The following is a 19908-nucleotide window of genomic DNA, read 5'->3' as shown; positions in this document are numbered from 1 at the left end:
CACCACATCTGGTTGCCAGAGTAAAATGGGAAAGCCTGGATAAAAGTAAATTATCACGAAGACCAGATTATGATGAGGTGGAGGCGTATGATCTCTGGAGTGCAGAGATAGATAAATTAAGTATATCTCATGAAATTACTGTACCAATCCCTGAATACGAAGAAAAGGTCTGTAGTTTAGATGTTCATTTTCTACCTTGTCACCAGGTAAAAGTGACAACATCCTGTGCCAGCTATGGTTCGCCGAATTACCCGATCAATGAACCCTTTAAGATGAAGGAGCCTGCGGTATGTCCAAAATAATTCAGTCAGTATGGGGACCGGCGGAGTTTCCGGAGAAAGGACGATTAAAATTATCCCGACTTCAGATAGAAAATAATTATAAATTACGGCAAAAAGAAAAAAAAACGTCTGCATGAAGATATAAACAGTAAACATCAGACCAGAATGTTACCACCTTGTTGTAAAACATTATATATTAGTTTCTTTTTTGATGGCACAAATAATAATAAACATAATGACCTTGATATTGCGAAGCCATTACATCCGACAAATATAGCCCGTTTGTTTGAGGCTACTTATGCTGATGAGAACAATACACAAATAAAAGAGAGAGAGTATTTTAAACATTATATTCCGGGTGTCGGAACGTCATTTCCCGAAATTCAGGAGTATGACTATTCAGGCCGCGGGCTGGCATTTGCGACCGGTGGTGAAAACCGTATTAACTGGGCATTATTAATGTTTGTTGATTCTCTTTGTGTTTCTGCGGGTGAGGAGAAACTGGAGCTTAAAGTCCTTCGTGAATCGCTCGACAGTATGAAAACCTGCTGGCCGATAGAGGGTAAAAACCGACGGCGACAGGCTATTAATACTTTACTGAGTAAAAATAATATAGCCGAAAAATTACAGGCAAAACCAAAGGCGGTGGCGGTTAAGCTGTATATTTATGGTTTTTCCCGTGGGGCGGCAGAAGCCCGTACCTTTACCAACTGGTTAACACAACTTTTTGATACCCCTGAAAATAGTACGTTACCGGCACAAACATTACTCAATATCCCGGTCAGTGTTGAGTTTTTAGGTATTCTGGATACGGTGCCGTCAGTGGGTATTGTGCATCTGGCACCGGGGTTTACCGGTCATTTTGACTGGGCATGCGGAACACAGCAGTTACCGGATGAAGCTGTTTTCCCGGGGTTCGTCCGCTGCTGCCGCCATTTTATTGCCGCACATGAACAGCGTTTATGTTTTCCGCTGGATACAGTACGCCGCCCGGCGGTGAAATCAGATGACGGGGAGGAGGCCTGTTATTATCCGGGGATTGCAAAAGAGGTTATCTATCCCGGTGTCCACTCGGATGTGGGCGGGGGATACCCTGCCAATGATCAGGGGAAAGCGCGCGAAGGTGACGCGTTTATTTTATCTCAGATTGTGTTACATGATATGTATTCAGAGGCATTTAAAGCCGGTGCACCATTGATGGTGATTGATATACAAGATATACCTGTTAATAACAATAAACCGATGGTTTATCCTATGGAGCCTAAAACAGATCGCTTATTCCGGATCAACCCCGAAATTATTTCCCGTTTTAATGCCTGGCGGACAACTCTGGGATTAGATAATACCGGTGATGCCCCGGTGGAATATGAAGTCTGTGATTTGTCACTCAGCTTAGAAAAGGCTGTTGACGTACAAATGGCATGGATGACGGCATGGCGGATTGATCGCTACGCAAATGGTACTTATGCGAATCAGCAGTTTTATAAAAATATTATGGATACCTCCGGGGAAACTAAACAGGAGTGGAGTGCGGATGATATTAAGAATAATAAAGCGGAATATGATGCGCTGATGAACCGTAAAAAAGCCCTGCGTAAACGAGCCGCGGAACTGGGCAGAGAAGGCGCCGGCGCACCGGTTTATGATGATAACGGTGAGGTGGTGATGTGGGAGGATGAAAATGGCGGGGAAGTTTATGCCAGCTTTACCTCCGATGAACTGGCCGGTCCGCCGGTATTTGAAAGTAAACGTGACGGAACACAAATCAGCGAAGCGGCAACTGAATTCAGACACGACTATTTTGATGAAATCAGAGAGCATAAGGGATGGTATGATTTTCCTGTGGATACATTATTGAAGTACCCGATGTATTTACTGAATTCTGATGATGAACGTATTGAATACGAAAAAATGAAGCAGGCAGCCGAGTCTATTTATAAAAAGAGAAAGGGCTTCCCGGTTATAAATAATGAAACACAGGCATTAATTTGTGCGCTATATGATGATCAAATCCATGATTCCCGTGCCTGGTTTATGCATTTTGAATTGGGTACCCGTGAACCATGGGCCGGTTATTTCCGTTACCGTATGATTTATGCAGGCAGTGAAACAAATAAATCATTAACACTCATCTCCTATGCGGGGCAATTAGTCGGCATTGCCACTTTAACCGGCGGGATTATTTATACGGTGAAACAACGGAACCTTAAAGGCATTCTCGGTGGTGTGGCCGGTACCTGGGGGGCGTTGGCACTGGAATATCAGGTTGTGGATATTGCAACAGGTATTGCGCTGCCCTTTATGGATAATGCGCCTGAATTATTACAACCATCAACTGACCACAGTTTTGTTGCACAAGCCACACAGGCACAGGCGCTGTTTAATAATACACAGGGTATTATTGATAACCTGACAAATATTATTAATCCCGACAGTATACTGAAAATAGCCTGAATACATTTTCCGGCTCTGTTTATTATTGTAAGCTCCGCTCCTGAAAAGGCGTAAATCTGTGAGATACCCACCGATATATCCGTCATTACCGGCGGTGAAACCTGTTAATTTTAAAGTATGGTTACGTTATATGGCTATTATTTCAGCCGGTACATTGCTGATAACAAATATAGTCTGGCCGGAAGGGAAGTCGACAAAAACAATATCATTCTGGTTTGTGGGATTAATCATTCCCATGAGCCTGATGTTACTGGCATTCGGTTTTTCTTTCTTTTTAAAAAAACTGACTGAGTATAATAATCATATCCTTACCGAGACATTCGGGAAAGATACTGAAAAATGGCAGGAATACCAATCTGCTTTCCTGCCGGTCAGAAAGGTTATTATTATCGGCAGCCTTGGTTACAATCAGTATCAATGGTCAGTGTTGCTGTCAGGCAAACCGCTTCCCCCCGCTCCGGTGTCGGAAAACGGGAAAATGAGACTGAACTGCCCTGTATTAGTCGGTAAACAGGAAAACCGGGAAAATATGCTGGCGAAATTACTGGCGAATGAACTATACCAATCACTTGGTCAGGAAGAAACGGTTTCCGTCTCCCGTATTTACTGGTCCGGTTCATTTGACAGTATGACCGCGTTTATCGCGCAACTCAGCAGCAAAGGTATTTCTGTTCCGCCGTCCGGTAAGGTGATTTTATCTGTTAATGAACTGGATGAGATTATTGATGATTTTTATAGAAAAACGTATACAGGAGGCTCTGTTTTATTCGCCGGTACAAACCTGAGTGATATAACAGACCAGACATTGGCTGAAACCGGTTTTCTTTGGTTAATTGATCCGGAACATACCTGCCGCGTATACCGATGTGAAGAAATGACCCTGAATGAGGATGATCCTGAAATAGTGGCAAATCAGGTAACAGGCTATGCCGGTTCTGATTCGCCCCCGGATATTACTCTGGCAATGGATGCAGCAGGTGCAGGTGTTTTTTTTATCAACAATACTTCATGGGAGCGAAAATATAATATCAGCCTATTATGGTGATATTACCGGGTCATCACCTTTCATAGCAATTACTCAGGCGCTGGCGCAGTCCGTAAGTAGAAATGGCAATACATGCGGGTGGATATCCGGTGCTTCCGGTAATAAATATATAGCAGGAGTTGTTAGTAAAAATGAAAACACCAAACATGAATAAACTTATTCCATCATCACACCTTTTTCTTGCTTATATATTTATCGTTACAGCATTGGTTTTTTTTAACGTCGGTAGTGTTTATATTTTTCGGTGATGATTTTTTGTCAGTCAGGTTTACCACTAAAGAAATTATATTGACTGCCATCAGTATCTGGCTGGCTTTAATTATGTTTTGTCCGTTTTTTATTTTAGGATGGAAAAAAGTTTCGCCGTTATTGGCTAAGCCATTTTTGAGAAATCAGGATCCGCTACCCTCGTTAGCAAAAGACCAAAACAGCTCTTTTGCTTCTGATATTATCCTGCAATACGGACGGCAGACATCCCGTACATTCAGGTATTTACTCATCACCGGCACCCCTGCCGCAGTTGAAAAACTTGCCCCCGGGCTTACCCGTGAACACTGGCAGGAAGCCGACGGTACATTACTTATATGGGGCGGGGATGTTTTATCTGTTACAGATGAGCCGCTTATCCGGACACTGAAACAGCTTCGCCGCCGCCGTCCGCTGGACGCAATTATCTGGGTCACCGAAAACGGCGTGTCAGAGACATTATCAGAAAGCTCACTGACAGCGTGCAGTATTAATGCAGCAGAGGCGGACAGCGCATGCCGCAGTTTCCATCAGTTATATAAAGCCCTGCGCTGGCAGGCACCTGTCTGGCTGTGGAGCCTCACGCCGGGAGAGAACCTGAGTGCGCCGGATACCCCGGCAGTATTGTGTATGCCGCAACAGGGCGTGACGCCGGAGATATTAACAACCGACTTGCGCCGGTTATTACCGGCGGTGACCACGCAGGGCGTTCAGTCTGTGCTGGCAAAACAGACGGATACCTGGCTGCTGATGCTGGCACGTTTTCTGCGGGCAGATGGCAGCCGTCAGCTATCTGCGGCACTGACACCGTTTTTTTCCGGTATCCGGGCGCTGCCTTTTGCCGGTATTGCATTCAGTACTGTGCCGGTTGCCCAAACCCGGTCTGTGCCGAATACCTGGTATCCGGACAGCCGCTGGCACAGTCTGCTGAATGCACAGAAAGCGCTTTCACCATCATTAAAGCCACAGGCAACCGGTATCAGCCGTAAACGTATTCTGCAATACAGTGCCGCCACCGTAATGGTTGTCTGGGGGGCGGGTATGGTGATGTCGTATCTGATGAACCGTCAGATGATAGAAGATACCCGGCAGCAGGTATCACTTGCCGCTGATACCCGCCAGTCTGATGCTGAGCGCCTGAAAGCACAGTTTGCGCTGCAACAGACTCTCGGATTGTTGTCACACCGCGCGGCGGCATCCGTTCCTGTCTGGCTGCGTTTCGGGCTGAGCAGTAATTCCGCATTACAGGTGCGGCTCTGGCCGGTTTACAGCAAAACGATTTTGCCTCTGTTACGTAATGCCGCGGGCGGGCATCTGGAAGCGCAATTACAGGCACTGGCTCAGTTACCGCCGGACAGCCCGGAGCGCACTGCCGCTGCTGCTCCGGCGTATCAGGCACTGAAAGCGTATCTGATGATGAGCCAGCCGGAACGGATGGACCCGGCCTTTTTTGCCGAAACCGTGCTGCATGTCTGGCCTCAGCATGAAGGTATGACTGACGGACAGTGGATGGCGCTGGGAAATGAGCTGCTGACATTCTATGCAAAACAGTTACCGGCACATCCGGAATGGGTGATTAAGCGTAATAAAACGCTGGTTTCGCGCACCCGGACTTTGCTTATCCGTGAAATGGGTCAGCGCAATGGTGAATCCGCGCTTTATGACAGCATTCTGCAACAGGCGAAAGATAACTTTGCCGATATGACACTGGATGAGATGGCGGGCGAAACGGACGCAAGCTTTTTATTCAGTACGGATGAAGTTGTTCCGGGTATTTTTACCCGGAAAGCCTGGGAGGACTCCGTTGAACCCGCGATTAATCAGGCAGTCAACGGGCGTCGTGAGGAGATAGACTGGGTATTGAGCGATAATCAGCAGACGATGGACAGTAATATTGACCCGGAGCAACTGAAACAGCGTCTGACAGAGCGTTATTTTGCTGATTTCTCCGGTGCCTGGCTGAATTTTCTGAACAGCCTGCAATGGCGCGGAACTGAAAATCTCTCTGATACTATCGATCAGCTTACATTGATGAGTGATATCCGTCAGTCGCCGGTAATAGCGCTGATGAATACGGTGGCGTATCAGGGAAAGACCGGGCGTCAGCAGGAAAAACTCAGTGATTCCTTTATGAACTCGGCAAAAGATTTGCTGAATAAAGAGTCGCAGCCGCTGATCAGCCAGAATATGGGCTTTACCGGCCCGCTGGAGCCGGTATTCGGACCGGTGCTGGCGTTTGTTGATCCGCAGCCCGCCGCACAGGGCAGTGATGCCATGAATCTGCAAACTTATCTGACCCGTATTACCCGTGTGCGTCTGAAGCTGCAACAGGTGGTTAATGCGCCTGATCCGCAGGCGATGTCACAGGCGCTGGCGCAGAGTGTGTTTGAAGGAAAAACCGTTGATCTCTCAGAAACGCGGGATTACGGCAGCCTGGCGGCTGCGGGGTTAGGTCAGGAGTGGAGCGGGTTCGGTGAGTCATTGCTGGTACAGCCGATGTCACAGGCCTGGCAGCAGTTGCTGACACCCACCGCGCAGGGCATTAACAGCCAGTGGCAGAATGCGGTGGTTAATGACTGGAATGCAGCATTCGGGGGGCGTTATCCGCTGAAAAATACCCGCAGTGATATCGCGCTGCCGTTGCTGGCGCAGTATCTGCGGGCAGACAGCGGGCGCATCCAGCGTTTTCTGGAAACCCGGCTTAAAGGGGTTCTGCATAAAGAGGGAACTCATTGGGTGCCGGACAGCACAAATGCACAAGGGCTGACATTTAACCCGGAATTTCTGAAAGCACTGGATACCCTGAGTTATATCTCCGATGTGGTGTTTGCCGAAGGGGAAGCCCGCCTGTACTTTGAGATGCGGCCGGGAACCTCCGACAGTGTGATGCAGACAGTACTGACCATTGATAAACAACCGCTGGTTTATGATAACCAGGTTCCGGACTGGCAGCGTTTTGTCTGGCCTGCCGACACGGTGGCGTCCGGTGCATCCCTGAGCTGGATGAGTACAAAAACCGGCACGCGCTTATACGGCGACCACCGGGGTGTCTGGGGATTTATCCGCTTACTGGAAAACGCCAATGTCTCTCCGTACGCCGGAAATACCAGCAGTTACCGTATTGTCTGGAAAACACAAAATGGTCAGTCACTGAATTATGTCCTGCGCACAGAAATGGGCGACGGACCGCTGGCATTATTAAAATTACGCAATTTTGTGTTACCGGATAAAATTTTCCTGGATGAGTAATGTTATATTTTAAATATGACAGAAATAATAAATCTTACTGAATGAATACTCATGGAATTATCATGAAAAAAATCGTCTTTATACTCCTGATATCACTATTAACGGCATGTGACCAATCGCCGGATATTATGCATGGCTTTAAATGGGGTCAAAGTATGGATGAGATCCGCAAGTCTGATTTAAAAGGGCTGGACTGTACACCGGCACCACAAGGCCGGGCATGTCATTCTTTTTCATCACCTGCTGAACAATCTCAGAAATATGCTTATTTCTTTGTGGTCATGCAGGATCAGGGACTTGCATCACTGATGATACTGAACCCCAAAAAATACAGTAATAAAGATGCGTTATTTGCAGAATATAATCGTCTGAATAATGAACTGAATACCGTATTCGGAACGGCAACCAGTGATATAAATAATGTTATTCAGGATGATTCGTTTTTTACCTGTTTATCCCGTAAATCCTGCGGTGAAATTTACAGTGAATATAACCGCGATGGTGTAACCGCACATATTTCCCCGGACAGTGATGGCCGGAGCGGATCTGTTTCATTGCTGATGGCAACGCAGAAAAAATAACGGAGTAATAGCAGAATCTCATGAATGTACTGAATACTTTATCTTCAGCTTGTTTTGCGGATAACCCGGATGAACCGGCGCGGATTGCCCAGCAGGAAATAGCCCGGTGGGATGCCTGGTTATTGCCTGTCAGTGCAGAGTCACCTGCGGGCAGCGACCCTGGTTATGACGATGATTTTGAACGGATGCGGGAGGAGGTGAATAAACTCTCCGGCGCAGACACCGAATTAATTTGTACGCTGGCAGAAAAACTGCTGATGACAGTATGCAAAGATGTGCGGGTTGCCACCTATTACCTCTGGGCGCGCCTGCATAAAGAGGGCGGAAAGGGCCTGGCTGATGCACTGGCGTTACTGGCCGGCATGCTTATTCAGTATCAGGATACACTCCTGCCTGAGCGGACCAACAGCCGGAAAGCCGCTATTGAGTGGCTTGCCGGGCAGAGGGTGCTGGACAGCCTGTCACTGTACCCGGAAGTGGAACGACAGGAATTTTCCCGTGCGGTTGCCTTACTGATATCGATTCAGCAGACATTGGATACCCGGGGTGATATCGGCGATCCTGAGCTTGGCCCGTTATACAGCGCGCTGGAAAAACGCCTCGCACTTTCCGGCGGTGCGGATTCAGTTGTGCCGCAAAATATCAGCAGCGAACCTGCCCGTAATGCCAATACCGCGGGGTTAGTGCCCGGAAGAGGCAGTCAGGTGCAATCCGGGCGTGAGTTGCTGGATCAGGCAAAATCACTGGCAATGTATCTGCGCAGCCAGTCCGATGGCTGGCTCGCCGGGCACCGGCTGATGAAAACAGTGCGCTGGGATACGCTGCATCAGTTGCCGCCTCAGAATCACCAGGGCTGCACCCGGTTGTCCCCGCCGCGTACTGAAGCCCGCGCACAGCTTAAACGTCTGTATCTTCAGCAAAGTTGGGGCGAGCTGACGGAACAGGCGGATCGCCTGTTTGCCGAGGGTGTGAATCATTTCTGGCTGGATGTTCAGTGGTATCTGTATCAGGCGCTGAGTAAATCACCTTCCCCCCGTGACGGCTGGGCTGATGTTATCAAAGCCGATTTAAAGCTGTTTCTGACACGTCTGCCGGGGCTGGAAATGCTTGCCTGGGAAGATGGTACGCCGTTTGCGGATGAAGTGACACTTGGCTGGATCAACCAGCAGATACTGGAGGAAAGCAATTTCCCGGCGGCAGGATTTCACCCGCCAACTGAGCAGACAGATGAACATTCCGTGCTTGCTCTGGAGCAGGAAGCGCTGGCACAGGCTGACAGTGAGGGCATTGAAGCCGCTCTCCGCTGGTTACAGAGCCGGCCGGATACCGGTTCGCCGCGTAACCAGTGGTTACTGCATCTGGTCATGGCAAGGGTGGCGGATCAGTTTGCCCGTTATGACCTGGCACTGAACCTGCTGCGGGACTTAGATTGCCGGGCTGCGGGTATCACACTCGCCTGCTGGGAGCCGCAGTATCTGTTTGAAATTAAAGCCCGTCAGTTACAGTTGCTGCGCGGCAAAAGCCAGCGCAGCGGTGCCGGAAAAGCAGGGACTTCGCCGGAAATGGAGGCATTACTGGCTGAATTGACCGCACTGGATCCTGTTCGTGCCGCAATTTTATATCCCTGATCATTATTCAACGGACTAAGGTAATTTATTGATGGACGATCTTACTCTCCGCTATTTTGATGCGGAAATGCGTTATTTACGTGAGGCAGCGAAAGAGTTTGCGCAGGCTCATCCGGATCGCGCCGCGATGCTTGATCTCGATAAAGCGGGTATTCCTGATCCGTTTGTGGAGCGACTGTTCGAAGGGTTTGCGTTTTCCATGGGGCGTCTGCGTCAGAAAGTTGATGATGATTTGCCTGAATTTACCGAAGGATTGGTCAGCCTGCTCTGGCCGCACTATTTACGCACTATTCCGTCATTATCTGTGGTTGAGCTGGCACCGGATATCCGGAAAATGAAAATGACAGAACAGATTATATCCGGGTTTGAAATCCTCTCCCGTCCGGTCGGTCCGAAAAAAACAGTCTGCCGTTACCGCACAACCCGCAGTCTGCCATTAAACCCGCTGTCCATATCTTCTGTTTATCTCACCACTGAGCCGGACGGGCGCTCGGTTATCCGCGTCAGCTTCCGTTGCAGCGACACCATTGACTGGACGCAGACAGATCTCAGCCGCCTGTCGTTTTATCTGGCAGGTGATATTCCGACGACCAGTGCGCTGCACCTGGCGCTGACCCGGCAGGTTGCCAAAATTTGTCTGCGTCTGCCGTCCGCACCAGACAGGATAACACTGCCACTCTGGTTCTCGCCCGGCGGTTTCGGTGAAGCAGACCGGCTGTGGCCGAAAGGTGATACGGCGTTCAGTGGCTATCAGCTGTTACTGGAGTATTTTTCGTTCCGCGAAAAATTTATGTTTGCAGAGCTGAACGGGCTGGAAGAGGTTACTTTTCCGGAGGATATCCACGAGTTTGAGATGGATATTATTTTAAATACCTTATGGGACAATGATTTATCACTAAATTCTGATAATTTGCGGCTGCATTGTGTGCCGGTAATTAACTTATTTGATATTGAAGCCGATCCGCTCACGATCAACGGAACGGAAAGTGAATATCTGTTGCGTCCCCGCCGTATCCAGGACGGACATACTGAAATCTATTCCGTGGACAGTGTTCATGGATCACTGCGTACGGATGAGGCGATTTATGTGCCGTTCACCAGTTTCCGTCATCGTGGTGGGATGCTGCGCCGCAGCGCACCGGAGCGCTATTACCATACCCGGGTCAAACGGGGTGTCACCGGTCTGCATGATACCTGGATTATCCTCGGCGGTGCTGCGCGGGAGAGTGACTCACTGCCGGAAACAGAGACGATTTCCCTGCAAATTACCGGAACAAACGGACAGTTGCCGCGTAAAGCGTTACAAAGCACGCTTCTGGACCGGACCGGAATGTCTATCCAGATCCCGCTGACTATCCGCAACCTTTGTAAACCTACCCTGCCGGTATATCCTCCGGCCGAAGATCGCTTTCACTGGCGGGTACTGAGCCACCTTGGTTCCGGCTTTCTGAATATGATGGATAACGCAGAAGTACTGCGGGGAACGCTTGCACTTTATGACTGGCGGGATGATGACATGAATCACCGCAAACTGGAGGCGATTGTGCAGGTTAACCATCACCTGATCGAGCGTTTTGAGAAAGGTTTTTTACAGCGCGGAATTGATATTGAAGTGACTGTGGACAGTAACGGGTTCAGCGGAGACGGCGATATTCATCTGTTTGGTGAAATGCTTAACCGGTTCTTTACGCTGTACAGCGATGTGCATTTATTTAATCAGCTGACACTGGTTGTGTTACCGACAGGAAAACGACTGAGATGGACAGAAAATCACAATCCTCAGCTGCCCCGCTGATTGACGCACTGGGGGACAGACTCCCGTATTATAATTTTTACCGTTTTTGTCAGTTACTGGAGCAATCCTGTCCGGACAGACCTCCGCTGGGCAGCTCACAGGATCCGGCAGATGACCCGGTCAGGTTCCGCCCGCACCCGGGAATGGGATTTCCGGTCACAGAATTGAAGGGACGGGATCCGGATGACCGCTACCGCAAAAGTAATGTCCCCGGCATCCGCACAACCTTTACCGGGCTGTACGGAATAACCTCACCGTTGCCGACACATTATCTGGATGATATCGCCCAATACCGTGACGGCACAGATTCTCTGACTGATTTCCTGGATATCTTCAATCACCGGCTGACAACCCAGTTTTACCGGGTCTGGCGCAAGTATTCCTATCCGGCGACATTTGGTGCCGGAGGCCGCGATGAAACCTCACAGTATCTGTTCGGACTGATCGGACTGGGGATCCCCGGCTGTGCTGAAAACAGCCCGGCGCCTCTCTCCCGGTTTCTGGCACTGTTGGGGACGATGCGTTTGCCGACCCGGACCGCTGAAGGTATTTGCTCACTGGTAAACCTGCTGGCACCGGAAACACAGGTTCAGGTTGTGGCGCATGATCCGCGGCGGATTCAGCTGGATAACCCGGTAACAATGTCATGCGCCCGCCCTCTGACACTGAAGCATAAACCGGTGATGGGGCGCAGTGCCACGGATGTTAACAGTCAGGTACTTGTCCGTCTGACAACAGAAAATGCCGATGAAGCAAAACAATGGTTACCGGACGGGCAGATTTATCAGGATTTTATGGCATTGCTGCACATTTATCTGGGTGCCAGAGTTAATGCCCGCCTGCAACTGAGTGTGCCGCGACATTTATTACCGGATGCCGCACTGAGTGTGCAACCAGGAAGTGGCGCACAAATCGGCAGAACGGCAGTAATGAAACCAAACAGTGGCACGGCATCACCAAAAGCGGTGAAAACCATGGTAACTATCGGGCTGGGTCGCTACCAGCGTTTAACACCTTACTATCAACAGAAAGAGGCTGATGAAAATGGCAATTACCGGTTCTGATCGCGTTACGTGTTTTATCCGTAAAACAGCTGCCGGGTCGCTGCTGTTTCCGGTTCTTTTTCTGGCAGGCTGCGGGTTAACACAGACCATCAGTGATGGCACTGTGGATATGACTAAATCTGTTTTTTATAAACAGGTAAAAGTGCTGCACTTAGATTTTACCGCCCGTAACGCGCTGAATACGGATGACGAAGGTGCTTCATTATCGGCGATTATCCGGGTTTACCAACTGAAAACGGAAGATGCATTTGCATCCGCTGATTATCCGTCACTCTTTGCCACAGACAGTGAGGTACTGACAGAAAGCCGCCTGGCACAAAAAGATGTACGGATAAGACCGGGTGAGTCCATTTCGCTGGATATGCCGATGGAAAAAGACGCGCAATTTGTGGCGGTTGCCGTGATGTTCCACGCACCGGATCAGATAGAAAACAGTTGGCGGGTGGTTATTGCGCGCGATGAACTGGAGCCTGATTCACCCCGTAAACTTGAACTGTCAGAAAACACACTGTCACTTATTCCGCTCAAGAGGTAAATCATGTCACAACCTTCACTCTATGAAATGGTGACCGGCTATTTTGCCGGCGGTCTGCCGGTGGACAGTGTCGCAGAAGATGAACAGGTGATCCTGTCTGTCCTGGATAATATCCGCCGTATTCTTAACTCGCGGGCAGGAACATTGAGCCATCTTCCGGATTATGGTTTGCCGGACATGAGCAAATTATTGCAGGGGCTTCCCGGCACCGCACATGGTCTGATGCAGGTTTTATCTGCCACATTGCTGAAATATGAACCGAGAATCAAATCTGTTTCGCTGGTCTTATTGCCACCCGGCGAATTTGGTTCACTGAGCTATGCACTGGAAGCGGAACTGCATGAACAGGGGCTGGTGCGCTACGGAACGGAATTTGTTCCTGACGGGCGGATAATGATCCACCATCTGAAAACACAACATTTTGTTTCCTGACGTATGTTATTCAAATCCTGATTAAACATGATTGAGGTTATTGTGAAAGCGCAGCTCATTTCTCTTCGCACAGGTGGCGATCCCCGGACATTAAGTGAATTCTCTGAACTGAAAAATGAAATGCATAAGCAGTTTCATCCGGCCAGACCGGATGTGGACTGGGAAGCTGCACAGGTACTCTGTCTGACTATTTTCACCCGCAATGGTGTCGATCTGCGTACTGCGGCATGGTATGCGTTGGTGCGTTTACATCAGGATGGCATCACCGGGCTGAATGACGGATTGCAACTGATTGCGCCACTGATTGAGCAACACTGGCAAACATTCTGGCCGCACCAGACTCATGCCCGTATTGAAATCCTTGCCGATTTCACGCGGCAGGCGATTGCCGGGCTGCGCGGTATTGCCCCCGCCTATAGTGACCTCCCCGCACTGTATCAGGCTGAATCATTGCTGGCACAACTCTGTCAGACACTGGAACGGCTTGAACTGAAGCACTTAACGCAATCTGAGAAATTGCATTCACTGGTATATACATTGGCGTATCAGCTCGAAAATGCAGATAGCACCAACAGTGCGGATGAGCCGTTTATTACCCCGGAGCCATCAGTCTCCCCCGTTATTCCTGTGCTGATAGCTGCGGCTTCCCATCAGGTTCCCTCACCGGCGCCGCTACGGGGGTTAAATCAGAATGATATCGCGCCGGCTATCCGGCAAAAAAGAATATTCCGTCGGGGGATCATTGTTGGTTTATTATCCGGCATTATTCTCAGTTCCGTTATTGTCAGTGCAACTGTTTTTCTGCAATCATCTCCTGTTGAACCACTGACAAGCGCGATGCCATATTTACCTGATTTTGATGCAACAACAGAAAATATACTGGCTCAGCATCTGGTCACGGATTCTGTATTTAATAATGAGGCACTGAATACGCTGGCAATACAGCTTCGTCAGAACGGCGCAGTTTCTCCCGTATGGTTTCAGTTATACGCAAAGCAGGTAACAGATTATTTATTACGTCATTACAGTGAAGAAAATGAGGTTAAAAATGTGGCGCAGGAGTGGCAAAAAACAATTGAAACTAATGCCGCACCTGAAAATAAACTGATCCCCTGGTCTGAAGGCATGGCGCAGCTTGATGCATTAAGTAAGCGGCTGGATACACTGGACAGCAAGCCCCGTAGCTATATTACCGGTTCAGAACTGAAATCTGTCATTTTTAATGCGCGACAATACTTCTATCGCGGAATACCTCTGGAAGAAGAGTTGCGGTTATTAGCATTAAAGCAACAGGAAGGGGCAGTATCTGAAGCAGAATATCAGAAAATTGATACACATTTTCAGCAATTACTTAATCGCTATGCGCTAATCCGTTTTTCCGGGAAGACGGATTGAAATGGTATTTATGTTTTTTTAATACCTTGCTGACAACACGAAAGAAGATAATACCGGTGATATACCGGCGAAATATGACATGTGCAAATTACTATTCAGTTAAAACGATGCTGCTGAAGCACTAATGATATAAGGAAGTTATTCATGGAAACGTTCGGCATAGTCACCCTGACAGTAGTTATTATCGCCATTTTTTTTACGCTGGCGATTTGCTACCCGTAAAACAGAAAATACGGGTGATATTACGTTTAAATCCGATTATGAAATTGATGACTATGAAGCCGAGATTAATTCGGCAGTATTTGAAGTGCGCCGCTGCCGGACACTGGTGGATAAAATCCAGCTCTGCCATCAGTTGACCCGCTTGTGTGAGGGGATTTTCGGTGATTATGAAGATAACGATGTTTACAACGAACTAAGTCAAACGCTGGATAAATCCTTTATTTTTAGGTATTCGGCGTTTATTACCCTTTATCCGGAGCCTCAGACAGAAACGGCACTGGAACGTATTTATCTGACCCAGACGAAACAACTTTGCCCGGAAAATATGATACGTCATCACTTTGATGGCTGTTATATTTCCGATGAAACGCCGGCAGAGATTAATATCGCCATCGATGATTTTTTTTTCGCTGATGGTCAATGTAGCTTACGATGGAGAAACAGGTTATTACATTGAGTCTGATGACGAAACACCGGCCGCGCTAACCAATACTATCCATAATATCACGCGGGATGACTTAATCGCATGGTTTGATGATGAGTTGGTTTTCCGTTCATTTTTAGCCGTCACGTTTTTAAATGCCTGCCGCGATAAGATTGAGGCAGAAGAGAAGGCAAAACTAAAAACAACAAATTCGGCGACGGTTAAAACAGGAAACAAAATAGTAAAATAAGATATGTGGCGATTTGCCTGCTTTTTCCGCCTGCACACTTTGGGAAATAAAAGATCACCGAAAACGTCGCTGAATTTAAGAAAGCCAGAAACAGCGCGGCGTTGCGGGAAAATTTTCTCAGGGGATAAAAAGGGGACACTGACCACCAGATGTAAAAAAGCCACTCGCTGAGGAGTAGCTTAATATACTGATTTTGAAGCTAAAATTTGGTGGCCCCTACTGGGTTTGAACCAGTGACCAAGCGATTATGAGTCGCCTGCTCTAACCACTGAGCTAAGGGGCCAAAGAGCGTAAGATTATACTGCCAGTTGTTGGCGGGGTCTAGCTTTTCTTGTCTATATGACTGTTTTATGAGCGGAATATTGACTGTGGTAAATAGTTTGTAATTATAAATTGAGTAAGCTGATTGTTCTTTGTCCGCAGGATAAAAAAAAGGCGCCGGATGAGCGGCGCCTGATACTTTACTGATGATTAACCGGATTACTCATCCAGGAAGCTGCGTAACACTTCAGAACGGCTCGGGTGGCGCAGTTTGCGCAGTGCCTTCGCTTCAATCTGACGGATACGTTCGCGGGTTACATCAAACTGTTTGCCCACTTCTTCCAGTGTGTGATCGGTATTCATATCAATACCAAAACGCATACGCAGAACTTTCGCTTCACGCGGTGTTAAACCGGCGAGTACTTCATGAGTTGCTGAGCGCAGGCTTTCAGACGTGGCTGAATCCAGCGGCAGCTCAAGAGTGGTATCTTCGATAAAGTCCCCTAAGTGCGAATCTTCATCATCACCAATCGGCGTCTCCATAGAGATTGGCTCTTTAGCGATTTTCAGCACTTTGCGGATTTTATCTTCCGGCATCAGCATCCGCTCAGCCAGTTCTTCCGGTGACGGCTCACGGCCCATCTCCTGAAGCATCTGACGGGAGATACGGTTGAGTTTGTTAATCGTCTCAATCATATGTACCGGGATGCGGATAGTACGGGCCTGGTCCGCGATAGAGCGGGTGATAGCCTGACGGATCCACCAGGTTGCATACGTTGAGAACTTGTAACCGCGACGGTATTCAAATTTATCAACTGCTTTCATCAGACCAATGTTCCCTTCCTGAATCAGATCCAGGAACTGCAGACCACGGTTGGTGTATTTTTTCGCGATGGAGATAACCAGACGTAAGTTCGCCTCGACCATCTCTTTTTTCGCACGGCGGGCTTTCGCTTCACCGATAGACATGCGGCGGTTGATATCTTTGACCTGTTCAATGGTCAGACCGGTTTCTTCTTCAATCATACGCAGGCGTTGCAGGCTGCGTTGGACTTCTTCCGCAACGTCCTGAAGTTTTTCAGACCACGGTTTGTTCATTGCAATAGCAGCGGTAAACCAGGTATCACTGGTTTCGTTGCCGGTGAACAGGGTAATAAAGTTTTTCTTCGGCATTTTGCTCTGCTCAACGCAGAGTTTCATGATAAAGCGTTCCTGCAGACGGACTCTGTCCATCATTTCCCGCATTTTGCTGACCAGATAGTCAAACTGTTTCGGGACTAAGCGGAACTCTTTAAATACATCAGAGAGCAGCTGAATCTCAGCATTAGAACTCGGATGGTCGCGGCCGTTAAGTTTGATTTGCTTACGTGTTTTCTCATGTTGCACACGCAGCGCGTCAAATTTCTGACGGGCAAGTTCAGGGTCGATACTGTTATCAGTTTCTTCCTCTTCTTCTTCCTCGTCTTCGTCTTCGTCAGTATCGTCTTTGTTGAGTTCTTCAGCCGGCAGCTCGGAACCAATATTGGTTGCGGTCGGTGCCAGATCTTCTTCAGCATTAGGATCAACAAAGCCGGTAATCAGATCAGAAAGACGAACTTCGCCCGCTTCAACACGGTCGTACTGATCAAGTAAATAAGTAATTGCTTCAGGGTATTCAGCAACAGAACACTGAACCTGATTGATGCCATCTTCGATGCGCTTGGCGATGTCAATTTCGCCTTCGCGGGTCAGCAGTTCCACGGTTCCCATTTCGCGCATATACATGCGCACCGGGTCAGTGGTCCGGCCAATCTCCGATTCCACACTTGAGAGAACCTGTGCAGCAGCTTCCGCTGCATCATCATCGGTGTCTGTTGAATTCTCGGCCAGTATCAGATCATCAGCATCAGGTGCTTCTTCCATTACCTGAATGCCCATATCATTGATCATCTGGATAATATCTTCGATTTGATCCGAATCGACGATATCTTCTGGCAGATGGTCATTGACTTCAGCATAGGTCAGATAGCCTTGTTCCTTACCACGGGTGACAAGAAGTTTCAGCTGTGACTGCGGGTTTTGCTCCATAAGACGGTATCCACACTTCTGAGTATTTAGGTTTGTGTTGGTCGGCAAAACAACTTAGCCAGCAACAATAACAGTCAAGGTTTCATTTCATCAGCCATGGCCCTTGGTGACATGGCATGCAGGATCTATTCCTGCTATCAGCGGCACTTAAGCCGTTATAATTGTCATTATATAATAATAATACTTATTGCCGGACCCGCACTAAAAGACTCACTTCTTTTCGCTCTTCCGGGGTCAGGCCTTCTGTCCGCTCTTTCGCGATCAGGAAGTTAAAACGGTCATTAAGGGCAGAAACAACCAGATGATTTAATGCATCTTTAAAGGTGTTTTCTGCGATCTCATCTATCTCTATATCGTTCCAGCTTGCCAGTTTTTCAAGCTGTGGCGCTAATTTATTATCGCGATAGCGCTCCAGCAACTGCCCGGTTGTCAGACCCGGTTGTGATAAACAGGTATCAATCAGTTCCCTGAATAATGAAAACCCGGCTATCTGGCTGGTATCAATGGATTCCAGCGGCGGCACAAACTGGGCAAACTGCGGATTTTGTACCAGCAGCGCTATCAGGATACGCATCGTGGTCGGTTTCAGTTTAGGTGCCTGATAACCTGTTTTTGACTCACTCTGCCGGATAACGGCTTGTTTTAACTGGGCAATATCCGGTAATCCGAGTAAATTACCCAGATCCTGTAATAAATAAGCCTGCTGTGCTTCTCCCGGAACCTGACTTATCAGCGGCATCGCCAGTGCATTTAGCTTACTGCGGCCTTCCGGGCTGCTCATATCCACCTGACGCAGCAGTGAATCAAATAAAAACTGCGATAGTGTATGGGCTTCATTATTCTGGCGTTGCTCAAAAGCCTCACGACCTTCACGGCGCACCAGTGAATCAGGGTCATCACCGTCAGGTAAAAACATAAAACGTAACTGCCGACCGTCGTTCAGATGGGGCAGGGCAGTTTCGAGTGCCCGCCAGGCAGCTTCGCGTCCGGCGCGGTCTCCGTCATAACAACAAATTATGGTATCAGTTGTGCGATAGAGCAACTGTATATGCTCGGATGTTGTCGATGTACCGAGTGATGCCACCGCATAATTAATACCAAACTGCGCAAGTGCAACCACATCCATATAGCCTTCAACCACAAGGATACGGGGCAGTTCGCGCTGACTTTGCTGTGCTTCATACAAACCGAATAACTGACGGCCTTTATGAAAAATATCTGTTTCCGGGGAGTTCAGATATTTAGGTATTGCGTCATCAAGAACACGTCCGCCAAATGCAATAACCCGTCCGCGGCGATCACGGATAGGAAACATCACGCGCTCGCGGAACCGGTCATAACAGCGACCGTTATCATTGACCACTAACATCCCGGCATCCAGCAACTGCTGGCGGTCATCATCAGTGCGCGCAAAACGTTTGAGGACATTATCCCACCCTGCGGGGGCGTAGCCGATAGCAAACCGGCTGATAATTTCCTGACTTAACCCTCTGCGATCCAGATATTCACGGGCGTGACCGGCATTTTGTGCCTGTAGCGCATGGCGGTAAAAGCTGTCGAGTTTCTCCATCAGCTGATAGAGATTCTGGCGCTGATGTTTTTCTATCGGACTGCTGCCGCTTCCCGTTTCATAAGGAACATCCAGCCCGTGCATTGCTGCTAACTCTTCGATTGCCTCGACAAAATCGAGACGATCATAATTAAGTAAAAAATCAATAGCATTGCCGTGGGCACCACAGCCGAAGCAGTGGTAGAACTGTTTATCGCTGCTGACTGTAAAAGAGGGGGTTTTTTCGTTGTGGAAAGGACAACACGCCTGATGATTTTTACCGTGCTTCTTCAGCGGCACCCTGGCATCGATCAAATCGATGATATCGGTTCTCGCTAATAAATCGTTGATAAATGTGCGTGGAATGCGCCCGGCCATAGCCCCTTTTCGTCCGTCTGATAACGATAATAAGCCGCGCTTCCTTCCGGAA

At 48.4% G+C, this 19908-nt stretch carries 15 protein-coding genes and 1 tRNA gene; 12 read left to right on the top strand and 4 right to left on the bottom strand.

Features of this window, described 5'->3' with window-relative positions; genetic code table 11:
- The 12 genes from AYY16_RS20025 to AYY16_RS20370 form a co-directional block, all read left to right on the top strand.
- On the top strand, positions 1 to 302 hold a 302-nt coding region (locus AYY16_RS20025; protein WP_156665031.1), incomplete at its 5' end, for a DUF3304 domain-containing protein.
- Between the two features lie 144 nt (positions 303 to 446).
- The gene (locus tag AYY16_RS18255) at positions 447 to 2735 is read left to right on the top strand and encodes a T6SS phospholipase effector Tle1-like catalytic domain-containing protein (RefSeq protein ID WP_067369979.1); all 2289 of its coding nucleotides are present in this window, start codon (positions 447 to 449) and stop codon (positions 2733 to 2735) included.
- 130 nt (positions 2736 to 2865) lie between these two features.
- Positions 2866 to 3780, top strand: coding sequence for a hypothetical protein (locus tag AYY16_RS18250; protein WP_156665030.1), 915 nt, complete (start codon positions 2866 to 2868; stop codon positions 3778 to 3780).
- A 321-nt stretch (positions 3781 to 4101) separates the two neighbouring features.
- Positions 4102 to 7275, top strand: a complete 3174-nt coding sequence (locus AYY16_RS18245; RefSeq protein ID WP_067370011.1) for an ImcF-related family protein — start codon at positions 4102 to 4104, stop codon at positions 7273 to 7275.
- A gap of 155 nt (positions 7276 to 7430) precedes the next feature.
- Positions 7431 to 7856 (top strand): hypothetical protein, encoded by a 426-nt coding sequence (locus AYY16_RS18240; protein WP_156665029.1) that lies wholly within the window; start codon positions 7431 to 7433, stop codon positions 7854 to 7856.
- Between the two features lie 20 nt (positions 7857 to 7876).
- Positions 7877 to 9484, top strand: a complete 1608-nt coding sequence (tssA, locus tag AYY16_RS18235; protein WP_067369970.1) for a type VI secretion system protein TssA — start codon at positions 7877 to 7879, stop codon at positions 9482 to 9484.
- A 31-nt stretch (positions 9485 to 9515) separates the two neighbouring features.
- Entirely contained in the window at positions 9516 to 11279 is a 1764-nt protein-coding gene (gene tssF / locus AYY16_RS18230) for a type VI secretion system baseplate subunit TssF (protein WP_067369967.1), read from the top strand.
- Positions 11243 to 12343, top strand: a complete 1101-nt coding sequence (gene tssG / locus AYY16_RS18225; RefSeq protein WP_067369964.1) for a type VI secretion system baseplate subunit TssG — start codon at positions 11243 to 11245, stop codon at positions 12341 to 12343. The genes tssF and tssG overlap by 37 nt, the downstream gene beginning before the upstream one ends.
- Positions 12318 to 12878 carry a type VI secretion system lipoprotein TssJ gene (tssJ, locus tag AYY16_RS18220; RefSeq protein WP_067369961.1) on the top strand — a complete coding sequence of 187 codons (561 nt, stop codon included), beginning with the start codon at positions 12318 to 12320 and terminating at the stop codon, positions 12876 to 12878. The genes tssG and tssJ overlap by 26 nt, the downstream gene beginning before the upstream one ends.
- Positions 12879 to 12881: 3 nt before the next feature.
- Positions 12882 to 13310: a type VI secretion system baseplate subunit TssE gene (gene tssE, locus AYY16_RS18215; protein WP_067369958.1), complete on the top strand. Its 429-nt coding sequence runs from the start codon at positions 12882 to 12884 to the stop codon at positions 13308 to 13310.
- 27 nt (positions 13311 to 13337) lie between these two features.
- Positions 13338 to 14705: a VasL domain-containing protein gene (locus AYY16_RS18210; protein WP_067369955.1), complete on the top strand. Its 1368-nt coding sequence runs from the start codon at positions 13338 to 13340 to the stop codon at positions 14703 to 14705.
- A 328-nt stretch (positions 14706 to 15033) separates the two neighbouring features.
- Positions 15034 to 15384, top strand: a complete 351-nt coding sequence (locus AYY16_RS20370; RefSeq protein WP_156665028.1) for a hypothetical protein — start codon at positions 15034 to 15036, stop codon at positions 15382 to 15384.
- Here the strand turns inward: AYY16_RS20370 and AYY16_RS20505 are convergent.
- The 4 genes from AYY16_RS20505 to dnaG form a co-directional block, all read right to left on the bottom strand.
- Positions 15376 to 15765, bottom strand: a complete 390-nt coding sequence (locus tag AYY16_RS20505) for a hypothetical protein (protein ID WP_162271075.1) — start codon at positions 15763 to 15765, stop codon at positions 15376 to 15378. The genes AYY16_RS20370 and AYY16_RS20505 overlap by 9 nt on opposite strands.
- A gap of 43 nt (positions 15766 to 15808) precedes the next feature.
- A tRNA-Ile gene (locus AYY16_RS18200) sits at positions 15809 to 15884 on the bottom strand.
- A gap of 197 nt (positions 15885 to 16081) precedes the next feature.
- Positions 16082 to 17977, bottom strand: a complete 1896-nt coding sequence (rpoD, locus tag AYY16_RS18195; protein ID WP_223861249.1) for an RNA polymerase sigma factor RpoD — start codon at positions 17975 to 17977, stop codon at positions 16082 to 16084.
- Positions 17978 to 18113: 136 nt separating this feature from the next.
- Positions 18114 to 19856 carry a DNA primase gene (gene dnaG / locus AYY16_RS18190; protein ID WP_067369946.1) on the bottom strand — a complete coding sequence of 581 codons (1743 nt, stop codon included), beginning with the start codon at positions 19854 to 19856 and terminating at the stop codon, positions 18114 to 18116.
- Positions 19857 to 19908: the final 52 nt, after the last annotated feature.

This window comes from Morganella psychrotolerans (genome assembly GCF_001676155.1).
Taxonomy (GTDB): domain Bacteria; phylum Pseudomonadota; class Gammaproteobacteria; order Enterobacterales; family Enterobacteriaceae; genus Morganella; species Morganella psychrotolerans.
The sequence above is the reverse complement of the archived record's forward strand: the minus strand, read 5'-3'. Positions and strand labels throughout refer to the sequence as shown.